10 protein-coding genes are annotated in these 12908 nt (G+C 59.0%); 8 read left to right on the top strand and 2 right to left on the bottom strand.

Features of this window, described 5'->3' with window-relative positions; all coding sequences use genetic code 11:
• Nucleotides 1-242: 242 nt before the first annotated feature.
• The 8 genes from AC3WMT_RS06200 (at nucleotide 243) to AC3WMT_RS06235 (ending at nucleotide 11022) form a co-directional block, all read left to right on the top strand.
• On the top strand, nucleotides 243-1868 hold the full coding sequence (locus AC3WMT_RS06200; RefSeq protein WP_103303147.1) for an ABC transporter substrate-binding protein: 1626 nt from the start codon (nucleotides 243-245) through the stop codon (nucleotides 1866-1868).
• Nucleotides 1869-2170: 302 nt separating this feature from the next.
• Nucleotides 2171-3769 carry an ABC transporter substrate-binding protein gene (locus AC3WMT_RS06205; RefSeq protein WP_103303148.1) on the top strand — a complete coding sequence of 533 codons (1599 nt, stop codon included), beginning with the start codon at nucleotides 2171-2173 and terminating at the stop codon, nucleotides 3767-3769.
• Between the two features lie 176 nt (nucleotides 3770-3945).
• The gene (locus AC3WMT_RS06210) at nucleotides 3946-5367 is read left to right on the top strand and encodes an OprD family porin (RefSeq protein WP_103303149.1); all 1422 of its coding nucleotides are present in this window, start codon (nucleotides 3946-3948) and stop codon (nucleotides 5365-5367) included.
• 78 nt (nucleotides 5368-5445) lie between these two features.
• Entirely contained in the window at nucleotides 5446-7041 is a 1596-nt protein-coding gene (locus AC3WMT_RS06215; protein WP_103303150.1) for an ABC transporter substrate-binding protein, read from the top strand.
• Nucleotides 7042-7114: 73 nt separating this feature from the next.
• Nucleotides 7115-8125: an ABC transporter permease subunit gene (locus AC3WMT_RS06220; protein ID WP_103303151.1), complete on the top strand. Its 1011-nt coding sequence runs from the start codon at nucleotides 7115-7117 to the stop codon at nucleotides 8123-8125.
• Nucleotides 8126-8136: 11 nt separating this feature from the next.
• Nucleotides 8137-9063, top strand: a complete 927-nt coding sequence (locus tag AC3WMT_RS06225) for an ABC transporter permease subunit (protein WP_103303152.1) — start codon at nucleotides 8137-8139, stop codon at nucleotides 9061-9063.
• Between the two features lie 10 nt (nucleotides 9064-9073).
• On the top strand, nucleotides 9074-10042 hold the full coding sequence (locus AC3WMT_RS06230; RefSeq protein WP_103303153.1) for an ABC transporter ATP-binding protein: 969 nt from the start codon (nucleotides 9074-9076) through the stop codon (nucleotides 10040-10042).
• Nucleotides 10042-11022 carry a peptide ABC transporter ATP-binding protein gene (locus tag AC3WMT_RS06235; RefSeq protein WP_103303154.1) on the top strand — a complete coding sequence of 327 codons (981 nt, stop codon included), beginning with the start codon at nucleotides 10042-10044 and terminating at the stop codon, nucleotides 11020-11022. The genes AC3WMT_RS06230 and AC3WMT_RS06235 overlap by 1 nt, the downstream gene beginning before the upstream one ends.
• Before the next feature lie 211 nt (nucleotides 11023-11233).
• Here AC3WMT_RS06235 and AC3WMT_RS06240 read toward each other — a convergent pair whose 3' ends face one another.
• Both AC3WMT_RS06240 and AC3WMT_RS06245 read right to left on the bottom strand, forming a co-directional pair.
• Entirely contained in the window at nucleotides 11234-11497 is a 264-nt protein-coding gene (locus AC3WMT_RS06240) for a hypothetical protein (RefSeq protein WP_103303155.1), read from the bottom strand.
• 159 nt (nucleotides 11498-11656) lie between these two features.
• On the bottom strand, nucleotides 11657-12865 hold the full coding sequence (locus AC3WMT_RS06245; RefSeq protein WP_103303156.1) for an MFS transporter: 1209 nt from the start codon (nucleotides 12863-12865) through the stop codon (nucleotides 11657-11659).
• Nucleotides 12866-12908 lie beyond the last annotated feature (43 nt).

Genomic DNA, 12908 nt, shown 5'->3' on the forward strand with positions numbered 1-12908 from the left:
GCGCGCACAACGTGACCAATGCACCGTTTTGGGGCTCCATTTGCACCGTAAAAACCACCCGCAAACGGTCAAATGCGTCAGAAGTTATACCGATGCGACATTAAGGTACGTTCGTGCCACCGTTTGAGGTCGCCGAGTGTTCTGGATCTTGCATTGGGTATGGCGCCTGCATAAGTATCCGCAGGCACGACTCACGAGGTCGTACCTCAAATCAAAAAATGACAACAAATCATGAGGCCAACATGCTTAAACACGCGGTCATTCCGTTTTTAGTCGGCGCAGGCTTGTTAGCCTCCGCACCTTTCGCATCCGCTGCGACTAACCTGGTGTTCTGCTCCGAAGGGAGCCCGGCCGGATTCGACCCAGGCCAGTACACCACCGGAACCGACTTCGACGCCTCAGCTGAAACCATGTTCAACCGTCTGACCCAGTTCGAGCGTGGCGGCACCGCCGTCGTTCCTGGTCTGGCGACCAAGTGGGACATTTCCGATGACGGCCTGACTTACACCTTCCACCTGCGTGAAGGTGTCAAGTTCCACACCACTCCGTACTTCAAGCCGACCCGCGAGTTCAACGCCGACGACGTGCTGTTCACCTTTAATCGCATGATTAACAAGGATGACCCGTTCCGTAAGGCGTACCCGACCGAATTCCCGTACTTCACCGACATGGGGATGGACACCAACATCACCAAGATCGATAAAGTCGATGACCACACCGTCAAGTTCACTTTGAAAGAAGTGGATGCCGCGTTCATCCAGAACATGGCCATGAGCTTTGCCTCGGTGCAGTCCGCCGAATACGCAGCGCAACTGCTGAAAGAAGGCAAGGCTGCCGACATCAACCAGAAACCCGTCGGCACCGGCCCGTTCGTGTTCAAGAGCTACCAGAAAGACTCGAACATCCGTTACACCGGCAACAAGGACTACTGGAAACCTGAAGACGTGAAGATCGATAACCTGATCTTCGCTATCACCACCGACCCGTCGGTGCGCATCCAGAAGCTGAAAAAGAACGAGTGCCAGGTCACCCTGTTCCCGCGTCCAGCCGACCTGAAAGCGCTGAAAGAAGACAAAACCCTGAAAATGCCTGACCAGGCTGGCTTCAACCTGGGCTACATCGCCTACAACGTGATGGACAAGGTCAAGGGCAGCAACGAGCCGAACCCGCTGGCTGACCTGCGCGTTCGCCAGGCGCTGGACATGGCCGTGAACAAGCCGCAGATCATCGACTCGGTTTACCAGGGCGCGGGCCAACTGGCCGTCAACGCCATGCCGCCGACCCAGTGGTCTTACGACACCACCATCAAAGACGCCAAGTACGACCCTGAGAAAGCCAAACAGCTGCTCAAGGAAGCCGGCGTCAAGGAAGGCACCGAGATCGTTCTGTGGGCGATGCCGGTACAGCGTCCGTACAACCCGAACGCCAAGCTGATGGCTGAAATGCTCCAGTCCGACTGGGCCAAGATCGGCTTGAAAGTGAAGATCACCAGCTACGAATGGGGCGAGTACATCAAGCGTTCCAAAGGTGGCGAGAACCAGGCCATGATCATTGGCTGGAGCGGCGACAATGGTGATCCGGACAACTGGCTGAACGTGTTGTTTGGTTGCGACTCGCTCAGCGGCAACAACTTCTCCAAGTGGTGCGACAAGAAGTTCGACGGCCTCGTCAAAGAAGCCAAGCGCACCACCGACCAGGGCAAGCGCACCGAACTGTACAAACAGGCGCAACACGTCCTCAAAGATGCAGTCCCTATGACACCTATCGCTCACTCGACGGTGTATCAACCCATGCGCGCCAACGTGCAGGACTTCAAGATCAGCCCATTCGGCTTGAACTCCTTCTACGGCGTCAGCGTCAGCAACTAAAAGAGACAGCGGTGACGTTTTCAGCGTCGCCGCTGTTTTTTTCTGCCGATTAGTTAGGAATTTGCCTACAGCCTTTTCCACCCTGCCTATCCAGGGAGATACAGGACGTGTTGCCTTTTCCTACGAGTCTTTAGGACTCAACGCATTTACTGCCAGACCCACGGCCCCTACCGTCGGGTTCTGACCAGTGACTGCGTGGGCTAACGGTTTGTTGTCCGTACTGGTTTGAGCTCGATGCAGCCACAACGTCCCTGGACGGGACCGCGGCGCATCGAAACAACACTAAAAAAAGAGGGAGCGTCATGCGCCATACCTTGGTTTTTTCCGCATTGCTGGGCGCCGGCCTGTTGGCCGCCACGTCTGCCAGCCACGCTGCCAGCAACAGTCTGGTGTTCTGCTCCGAAGGCAGTCCGGCGGGTTTTGATACCGCGCAATACACGACGGCCACCGATAACGACGCCGCCGAGCCGCTGTACAACCGACTGGTCGAGTTCGAAAAAGGCGCGACCAACGTCGTACCCGGGCTGGCCACCAAGTGGGATATTTCCGAGGATGGTCTCAAGTACACCTTTCACCTACGTGAAGGTGTGAAATTTCATACAACTCCGTACTTCAAGCCGACTCGCGACTTCAACGCCGACGACGTGCTTTTTACGTTTAACCGCATGCTTGATGCGCAGCAGCCATTCCGTAAGGCTTATCCGACCGAGTTCCCGTATTTCAACGGGATGAGCCTGAACAAGAACATCGCCAAGGTCGAGAAGACCGGGCCGCTGACCGTGGAGTTCACGCTCAACAGCGTCGACGCCGCGTTCATCCAGAACATCGCCATGAGCTTCGCCGCCATCCTGTCCGCCGAATACGCCGACAAGCTGATGGCCGAAGGCAAACCGAGCGACATCAACCAGAAGCCGATCGGCACCGGGCCGTACGTGTTCAAGAGTTATCAGAAAGACTCGAACATCCGCTACACCGGCAACCCGCACTACTGGGACCCGAGCCGGGTCAAGCTGAAGAACCTGATTTTCGCGATCAACACCGACGCCTCGGTGCGTGTGCAGAAGCTCAAGGCTGGCGAATGTCAGATTACCCTGCATCCGCGCCCGGCCGATGTTGAAGCATTGAAGGCCGATCCGAAGCTGCAACTGATCTCCAAACCAGGCTTCAACCTCGGCTACATCGCCTACAACGTGCGCCACAAACCGTTCGACCAGCTCGAAGTGCGTCAAGCGCTGGACATGGCGGTGAATAAACAAGGGATTCTCAACGCTGTTTATCAAGGCGCCGGCCAACTGGCCGTCAACGCCATGCCACCGACCCAGTGGTCCTACGACGACACCATCAAGGACGCCGCCTACAACCCGGAAAAAGCCAAAGAGCTGCTCAAGGCTGCCGGCGTCAAGGAAGGCACCGAGATCACCCTGTGGGCAATGCCGGTGCAACGTCCGTACAACCCGAACGCCAAACTGATGGCCGAAATGCTCCAGGCTGACTGGGCGAAAATCGGTCTGAAGGTGAAGATCGTCAGCTATGAATGGGGCGAGTACATCAAGCGCACCAAGAACGGCGAGCACGACATCAGCCTGATCGGCTGGACCGGTGACAACGGTGACCCGGACAACTGGCTCGGCACGCTGTACAGCTGCGACGCCATTGGCGGCAACAACTACTCCATGTGGTGCGACCCGGCTTACGACAAGCTGGTCAAAGAGGCCAAGGTCGTCACCGACCGCGACCAACGCACCGTGCTCTACAAACAGGCTCAGCAGTTGCTTAAACAGCAAGTGCCGATTACGCCTGTCGCCCACTCGACGGTCAACCAGCCATTAAGCACACGGGTTGAAGGGTTCAAGGTGAGCCCCTTCGGTCGCAACGTGTTCTCGGGTGTCAGTATCGATTAACCCAACCGATTAGCCGCAACGCTGAGGGGGACCGTCTATCCCCCTCACGCAAGCGCTTTGCCGAAATTCGCCAATCCGGCTTTTTGCAAACGTTTGCGATGTGTGAATGAGTTCTAAACCAATAACCGGCCAACCCAAAAAAGCCGGCATAAAAAGAAAGTAAAGGAGCTTCACCCATGAAACTGAGCAGCACCGCGATACTGGCCTTGGCCATCAGCAGCATCACCGCCACGGCGTACGCAGAACCTGCTAGTCAGGAGTTCGTCCCTACCACGTTGGCCGGCAGTAGCGCCCAAAGCGAGGCCAAAGGCTTTATCGATGGACAAAGCCTGGGCGGCACTACACGTAACTGGTATGCCAATGAATTGAAGCGTCGTGATGATCGCTTCAGCTACGTGAAAAACAGCGACAAGAACACCTCGCCTGTAGTCAAGACGCCAACTCCGCGTCGTATCAACTGGGTTCAGGGCACCATCGTCAACTACACCTCGGGCTTCACCCAAGGCACCGTTGGCGTCAGCACTGAAGTGGCGGCGTACAACGCCATCGTGCTGGACCGTGATCGCAAGGACATCGCCGGCGGCTCCAACCGTACCCTGGCGCACTCCGACGGCGACGCCGTAGACCAGTGGAGCAAACTGGGTCTGGCCAACGTGAAGCTACGCGTTTCCAACACCACGCTGACCGCCGGTCGCCAGAACTTCAGCACGCCGATCGTCGATGTCATCGGCAACCGTCCGCTGCCTTCGAGCTTTGAAGGTATTACCCTGCACAGCGAAGAGTTCAACAATCTGTCGTTCGACCTGGGCGGTTTCGACCGCGTCTCGCCTCGTACCGAACAGAGCCTGTCGAAATTCCGCACCGAGTACTCGGCCACTGGCGTTGAGACCGACAAGGTCTACATCGCTGGCGTCAACTATCAGCCGTTCAAGAGTCTGAAAACCAGCCTGTACGGCTCCAACGTCGAAGACTTCTGGAACCAGTACTACTTCGGTGCCACCCACGAACTGGGTGACAGCCAGGTGCTGAGCCTGACCACCGGTCTGAACTACTACAAGACCGTCGACGAAGGCAAAAAGCTGATGGGCGAGATCGACAACGATACTTACTCGCTGTCGCTGGGTCTGGCTCACCAGGCTCACAGCCTGACCTTCTCGTACCAGGAAGTGAATGGCGACACCTACTTCGACTACCTGCACGAAACCAACGGCATCTACCTGGCCAACTCCCTGCTGTCGGACTTCAACGGCCCGAACGAGAAATCCTTCCAGATCGCCTACGGCATCAACATGGCCGAGTACGGCGTACCCGGTCTGAAATTCAACATCTACCAGGCACGCGGCTGGGGCATTGACGGTACTCACTACCGTGGCACTGCTTACACCGATCCGGGCGCCAAACGTGGCGACCTGAGCCTGATGGACGGCGAATCTCACTACGAATACGGCATCGGTGCTTCTTACGCTGTGCAGAGCGGCCCGCTCAAGGCTACTGCGATTCGCGCGACGTACACCACTCACCGCGCCAGCGAGCACCAGGCTGACGGCAACATCAATGAGTTCCGTCTCGTGACCACGATTCCATTCAACATCCTGTAAAAACCGCCAACCGACGGCTGACTCAGTGACGAGTCGGCCGTTCGGTTTTTGTCTTCAACCGATTGCAGAGGGTTATCGATGAAAATGCTTCCCCTACGTGCGGCCGTCGCTGCCGCGTTGTTGAGCGCCGCCATCGGCGTCTCGGCCAAACCCTTGGTGGTCTGCACCGAAGCCAGTCCGGAAGGCTTCGACATGGTCCAGTACACAACTGCAGTCACTGCCGATGCGGTGGCCGAAACGATCTTCAACCGTCTGGCGGACTTCAAGCCCGGCACCACCGAAGTGATTCCGGCACTGGCCGAATCCTGGGACATCAGTGAAGACGGCCTGACCTACACGTTCCACCTGCGCAAAGGCGTCAAGTTTCACACCACCGAATATTTCAAGCCGACCCGCGACATGAACGCCGACGACGTGGTCTGGAGCTTCCAGCGTCAGCTGGACCCGAATCACCCATGGCACAAACTGTCTAGCGTGGGCTTCCCGTACTTTGAAAGCATGGGCTTCAAGGAACTGCTGAAAAACGTCGAAAAAGTCGACGACAACACCGTCAAGTTCACCCTGACCCGCCGCGAAGCGCCGTTCCTGGCCGATATCGCGATGGCGTTCTCCTCGATCTACCCGGCCGAATACGCCGACCAGTTGCTCAAAGCCAACAAGACCGGCGACCTCAACAACAAGCCGATCGGCACCGGCCCGTTCATCTTCCAGCGCTACGCAAAAGACGCTCAGGTGCGCTTCAAGGCCAACCCGGATTACTTCCGAGGCAAGGCGCCGGCTGACGCGTTGATCCTGGCCATCGCCACCGACAACAACGTTCGCCTGCAAAAGCTCAAGGCCAACGAGTGCCAGATCGCCCTGTATCCAAAACCGGACGACATCCCGAGCATCAAGAAAGACAGCAACCTGAAAGTCGATGAACTGGACGCGATGACCGTCTCGTACATCGCCATGAACACCCAGCACAAGTACATGAGCGACGTGCGCGTGCGCAAAGCCATCGACATCGCGTTCGACAAGGAAGCCTATGTCAACGCGCTGTTCGGCAAAGGCAATGCGTCGGTCGCGGTCAACCCGTACCCGCCGACCCTGCTCGGCTACAACCACGACCTGAAGAACCCGCCACGTGACCTCGACGCCGCCCGCAAGCTGCTCAAGGAAGCCGGGGTTCCGGAAGGCACCGTGTTTACCCTGTTTACCCGCAACGGTGGCGGTCCGACCAACCCCAACCCGATGCTCGGCGCGCAGATGATGCAGGCTGACCTGGCGAAAGTCGGGATCAAGATCGACATCCGCGTGATGGAATGGGGCGAAATGCTCAAACGCGCCAAGGCCGGTGAGCACGACATGGTGTCTGCCGGATGGGCGGGCGACAACGGCGACCCGGATAACTTCCTGACGCCTATGCTCAGTTGCGAGGCCGCCAAGAACGGCGAAAACTACGCACGCTGGTGCAACGAGAAATTCCAGGCACTGCTCGACGAAGCACGGGCTAAAGTAGATCCGGCCGAGCGCGCGAAACTCTACGAGCAGGCCCAGGTCCTGTTCAATCAGGACCAACCGTGGATCAGCATGGCCCACACCCGGATGTTTACCGCAATGCGCAACAACGTAGAGGGCTATCACATCAGCCCTCTCACCACTAATAACTTCGCCACCACCCAGGTGAAGTAGATAAGAAACTCCCGGCCTCCCTGATTCCAGGGAAGCCGGGCACGCCTAACCGGCTGATGAGGTACCACACAAGATGTTTAGTTTTATTGCCCGCCGACTGGGGTTGTTGATCCCCACGTTTTTCGGCATCACCTTGCTGACTTTCGCGTTGATTCGCATGATTCCCGGCGACCCCGTGGAAGTGATGATGGGCGAACGTCGGGTCGACCCCGAAATGCACGCTCAGGCAATGGAACGCCTCGGTCTGAACAAACCGTTGTATGCCCAGTATCTGGACTACATCGGCAAACTGGCCCACGGCGACCTCGGCGAATCCCTGCGCACGCGCGAGAGCGTATGGACCGAGTTCTCCTCCCTCTTCCCGGCGACCCTGGAACTGTCCATGGCCGCCCTGCTGTTCGCCGGCATTCTGGGCCTTCTGGCCGGGGTGATTGCGGCACTCAAGCGAGGATCCCTGTTCGACCACGGGGTGATGGGCATCTCCCTGGCGGGGTATTCGATGCCGATCTTCTGGTGGGGCCTGATCCTGATCATGTTCTTCTCGGTGAGCCTGGGCTGGACCCCGGTTTCCGGGCGGATCGACCTGCTCTACGACATCGAGCCACGCACCGGTTTCATGCTCATCGATACGCTGCTGGCCGATGACATGGGCGCTTTCCTTGATGCGCTGCATCACCTGATCCTGCCGGCCATCGTGCTGGGTACCATTCCGCTGGCGGTGATCGCGCGGATGACCCGTTCGTCGATGCTCGAAGTGCTGCGCGAAGACTACATCCGCACAGCCAAGGCCAAAGGCCTGTCGCCGTCGCGCGTGGTGTTCGTCCACGGTCTGCGTAACGCACTGATTCCGGTACTGACCGTGGTCGGCCTGCAAGTCGGCACCCTGCTGGCCGGTGCGGTGCTGACCGAAACCATTTTCTCCTGGCCCGGCATCGGTAAATGGCTGATCGAAGCCATCGGCGCCCGGGACTACCCGGTTGTGCAGAACGGCATCCTGTTAATCGCCTGCCTGGTGATTCTGGTCAACTTCGTAGTGGACATCCTCTACGGCTTTGCCAACCCACGCATCCGTCATCAGCGCTGAGGTCAATACCCATGAGCACTCCAACATCCTCAGTAGCCACCGCCACGTCCGCCGTGGATCAAAGCCTGCTGTACCCGTCACCGTATAAAGAATTCTGGCAAGCCTTCTCGAAGAACAAGGGCGCCGTTGCCGGCCTGTTGTTCATGTTGCTGGTGATTTTCTGCGCGATCTTCGCGCCGTGGGTCGCGCCGCATAACCCGAGCGAGCAATACCGCGACTTCCTGCTGACGCCACCGGCGTGGCTCGAAGGCGGACAGATGCAGTTCCTGCTCGGCACCGATGAACTGGGTCGCGATCTGCTGTCGCGTCTGATCCAGGGTTCGCGCCTGTCGCTGTTGATCGGCCTGTCGTCGGTCGTCATGTCGTTGATTCCGGGGATTCTGCTCGGTCTGTTCGCAGGCTTTTTCCCGAAAGTGCTTGGCCCGACCATCATGCGTCTGATGGACATCATGCTGGCCCTGCCGTCGTTGCTGCTGGCTGTGGCGATCGTCGCCATCCTCGGCCCTGGCCTGATCAACACCGTGATCGCAATTGCTGTGGTGTCCTTGCCGTCCTACGTGCGTCTGACCCGAGCCGCCGTGATGGGCGAACTGAACCGCGACTACGTGACCGCCGCGCGCCTGGCCGGTGCCGGTCTGCCACGTCTGATGTTCATCACCGTGCTGCCGAACTGCATGGCGCCGCTGATCGTTCAGGCAACCCTGAGCTTCTCTTCGGCGATTCTCGATGCCGCCGCACTGGGCTTCCTTGGCCTTGGCGTACAACCGCCAACCCCTGAGTGGGGCACCATGCTGGCTTCGGCTCGCGACTACATCGAACGCGCCTGGTGGGTAGTGAGCCTGCCTGGTTTGACCATTTTGCTCAGCGTGCTGGCAATCAACCTGATGGGCGACGGTCTGCGCGATGCGCTGGACCCGAAACTCAAGAATGCCGCCTGAGGAGATTCCCATGTCACTGCTAGAAATCAAGAATCTCAACGTTCGCTTCGGCGACAAGACTGCTACGCCGGTTGTCGATGGACTCGATCTGAAAGTCGACAAAGGCGAAGTGCTGGCGATCGTCGGCGAATCGGGCTCGGGCAAATCCGTGACCATGATGGCGCTGATGGGCCTGATCGAGCATCCCGGCATTGTGACCGCCGACTCGCTGAGCTTTGACGGCAAAGACATGCTCAAACTGAGCAACCGTCAGCGTCGACAAATCGTCGGCAAAGACTTGTCGATGGTGTTCCAAGACCCGATGACCGCGCTCAACCCGAGCTACACCGTCGGTTTCCAGATCGAAGAAGTGCTGCGCCTGCACCTGAAAATGTCCAGCAAACAAGCGCGAAAACGCGCCATCGAACTGCTGGAAAAAGTCGAAATCCCGGGCGCCGCCAGCCGTATGGACGCCTACCCGCACCAACTCTCCGGCGGTATGAGCCAGCGCGTCGCCATCGCCATGGCAATTGCCGGCGAGCCGAAACTGCTGATTGCCGATGAGCCGACCACTGCTTTGGACGTAACGATTCAGGCACAGATCATGGACCTGCTGCTGGCGTTGCAGAAAGAACAGAACATGGGCCTGGTGCTGATCACCCACGACCTCGCGGTCGTGGCTGAAACCGCCCAGCGCGTGTGCGTGATGTACGCCGGTCAAGCCGTTGAAGTCGGCCAGGTGCCGCAACTGTTCGACATCCCGGCGCACCCGTACAGCGAAGCGCTGCTCAAGGCGATTCCGGAACACAGCCAGGGCGCCGAGCGTCTGGCGACGCTGCCGGGCATCGTCCCGGGCCGTTACGACCGCCCGCAGGGTTGCCTGCTGTCGCCGCGCTGCCCGTACGTGCAGGACAGCTGCCGTGCGCAGCGTCCGACCCTTGATCCGAAAGCCAACAGCCTTGCCCGCTGCTTCTACCCGCTGAACCAGGAGGTGGCGTAATGGCCGTCGTACTTACCGCCCGCGACCTGACCCGTCACTACGAAGTCTCCCGTGGCCTGTTCAAGGGCCACGCGACCGTGCGCGCACTCAACGGCGTGTCGTTCGAACTGGAAGCCGGCAAGACCCTCGCGGTGGTCGGCGAGTCGGGCTGCGGCAAGTCCACCCTCGCCCGCGCCCTGACCCTGATTGAAGAGCCGTCGTCCGGCTCCTTGAAAATCGCCGGCCAGGAAGTGGCCGGCGCCGACAAGGCCCAGCGCAAGCAACTGCGCAAAGACGTGCAGATGGTGTTCCAGAGCCCGTACGCGTCATTGAACCCACGGCAGAAAGTCGGCGATCAACTGGCCGAGCCACTGTTGATCAACACCAACCTGAGTGCCGCCGAACGTCGCGAGAAAGTCCAGGCGATGATGAAGCAGGTCGGCTTGCGTCCCGAGCACTACCAGCGTTATCCGCACATGTTCTCCGGCGGTCAGCGCCAGCGCATCGCCCTGGCCCGGGCGATGATGCTGCAACCGAAAGTGCTGGTGGCAGACGAACCGACTTCGGCGCTGGATGTGTCGATTCAGGCGCAGGTGCTGAACCTGTTCATGGATCTGCAGCAGGAGTTCAACACCGCCTACGTGTTCATCTCGCACAACCTGGCGGTGGTGCAACACGTGGCCGATGACGTGATGGTGATGTACCTCGGCCGCCCGGTGGAAATGGGCCCGAAAAACGCCATCTACGAACGTCCGCTGCACCCGTACACCCAGGCGTTGCTGTCGGCGACCCCGACCATTCACCCGGACCCGAACAAGCCGAAAATCAAGATCGTCGGCGAACTGCCCAACCCGCTGAACCCGCCACCAGGCTGCGCTTTCCACAAGCGCTGCCCGTATGCGACCGAACGTTGCAGCACTGAAGAGCCGGCCTTGCGTGCGCTCGACAATCGGCAGGTGGCGTGCCACTACGCCGAGCAATTCCTCGACGGCGCGGCGTAACAAGAACGGGAGGACATGCAAAAAACTGTGGGAGCGGGCTTGCCCGCGATGACGTAGTGCCAGTCAACTGATTTGTCGTCTGGCACACCGCAATCGCGGGCAAGAACGCTCCCACATTGACCTCTTCGTTCATGAGTCAGAAGTTAACCAAACCCCTTCTCCTCCGATTGCGCATCAGTCGAGGCAGAAGGGGTTTTCTTTTGCCCGAAATCTACGTCTGGCTGTCGCCTTCGTCATCCGGATCATCAGTGTCCGGTTCATCAGTGGTCGAGTCATCGTCATCGGCGGCGCCGCCCTGCCCCTGATCGCCCGGTTCGGATTCGGACTTGGCCAGCATTAACCCGCTATGCCCGACCTGCCCACTGAAGGCCTGAGAATCGTGATCCTCGCACTCGGCCCAGGCCGTCGCGGTGCCGAGGGACAGCATGACCATCACTTTCAACAGCAGTAAAACGCGTAGCAACCTGTTTTTCATGACCGATTCCATCCTGTGCAGGTGAAACAGCAATGCCGATCCGGCGCTGAATGAAATCTAGTTCCGATCAGCCGGCTTCACCAGATAGGACGCTAATGAACCCGCAGAAATGCCGTTGCCTGACAGACCTGTTTCGAATAACTGCCATAACCGGATCAACTAAACAGTACGCGACAGCACACTTCCAAGGGCTGGGCGCGTGGCCAGACAAGTCAGCGGAATGCTCATCAGCGCCAGCAACGCACTGGCCAGCCAAACGCTGTGCCCGCCAGCGTGGGCGTATAACTGACCACTGAGCACCGGCGACAACAGCGCGCTCGCGCTCCAACTCATGAAGAACAGGCCAAAGTACTGGCCGCTCTTGCCACCCTGCGCGTACTGCATGACCAGTACATTCAATGGCGGCATGAACAACGCCTCGCCCAATGTCCAGATCACCGTCGACAGGCAGACATAAAACAACCCGCTACCCAACGGCAACATGCCCAACCCGCAGGCCAGCAACACGGCGCCAGCTACCAGTTGCGCCCGCGCACTCCAGCGCTCGCCCCAATGGGCCAGCGGAATCTGCAGCGTCACCACCAGCAGCGCGTTGATGCCGAACTGCCAACCAATGGCCTCGGTGCTCAGCCGATAGTAATCCCGCAGATAGTTGCCGAGCGTGCTGTAGACCGTGTCGAACGCCATGCCGAGCACAACCGTCGCCGCCAATAGCCAGAGGAAGGGTTTGTCGCGGTAAGGCAAACCTGAAGCGGTTTCGGCTTTTACCTCAACGCTCAGCACCGGTCGCCGCCAGGTCGTGCGGACAAACCAAAACAAGGCCAGCACCGTCAGCGCCGCACTGGCAAAGAACACCCAACGAAAATCGACCTGCGCCAGCACCCCGCCAGCGACGCCGGCGGCGGCCATGCCAAGGTTTCGCGCAACCCGGCTCAGCGCTTGCGCGCGGGCACGTTGCGCGACCTCGCAATACTCCATGATCAAACGCTGATGCAGCGTTCGAATCGCCCCGTCGAGCACACCGCTGAACAGCAGCAATGCACCGAGCCACGCTACCTCCGTGACCAGCCCCAACAACAGCAGCGTCCACGCCGACAGGAAAAACAGAACCGCCGTCAGCCGCGCCGTGGAAAAACGGTCACTCAGCAAACCACCGACCATCGAACCGACCAACAGCCCCGCGCCGTAAACGGACAACAGCCAGCCAACCGTTTCAATCGCCAGCCCCAGTTCCTGACGCAGGTACAGCGCCATGAACAGCTTGACCATGCTGCTCAGCCGATTAATGAACAAAAGTGCGGCGAGCACCCAGGCCATGACACCGAAATAGCCGTTGATCCGCAGCAGATGAGTCAGTCGACTCGTCATTCCATTGACCTCTCAAAACGACTTGCGTGGACCTGAGACACTA

The organism is Pseudomonas sp. FW305-7, assembly GCF_058786735.1.

Bases quoted from the DNA above. Each gene is read 5' to 3' on its own strand.
- AC3WMT_RS06225 (WP_103303152.1), top strand. From the start codon at position 8,137: ATGAGCACTCCAACATCCTCAGTAGCCACCGCCACGTCCGCCGTGGAT.
- AC3WMT_RS06215 (WP_103303150.1), top strand. From the start codon at position 5,446: ATGAAAATGCTTCCCCTACGTGCGGCCGTCGCTGCCGCGTTGTTGAGC.
- AC3WMT_RS06235 (WP_103303154.1), top strand. From the start codon at position 10,042: ATGGCCGTCGTACTTACCGCCCGCGACCTGACCCGTCACTACGAAGTC.
- AC3WMT_RS06210 (WP_103303149.1), top strand. From the start codon at position 3,946: ATGAAACTGAGCAGCACCGCGATACTGGCCTTGGCCATCAGCAGCATC.
- AC3WMT_RS06220 (WP_103303151.1), top strand. From the start codon at position 7,115: ATGTTTAGTTTTATTGCCCGCCGACTGGGGTTGTTGATCCCCACGTTT.
- AC3WMT_RS06205 (WP_103303148.1), top strand. From the start codon at position 2,171: ATGCGCCATACCTTGGTTTTTTCCGCATTGCTGGGCGCCGGCCTGTTG.
- AC3WMT_RS06240 (WP_103303155.1), bottom strand. From the start codon at position 11,497: ATGAAAAACAGGTTGCTACGCGTTTTACTGCTGTTGAAAGTGATGGTC.
- AC3WMT_RS06230 (WP_103303153.1), top strand. From the start codon at position 9,074: ATGTCACTGCTAGAAATCAAGAATCTCAACGTTCGCTTCGGCGACAAG.
- AC3WMT_RS06245 (WP_103303156.1), bottom strand. From the start codon at position 12,865: ATGACGAGTCGACTGACTCATCTGCTGCGGATCAACGGCTATTTCGGT.
- AC3WMT_RS06200 (WP_103303147.1), top strand. From the start codon at position 243: ATGCTTAAACACGCGGTCATTCCGTTTTTAGTCGGCGCAGGCTTGTTA.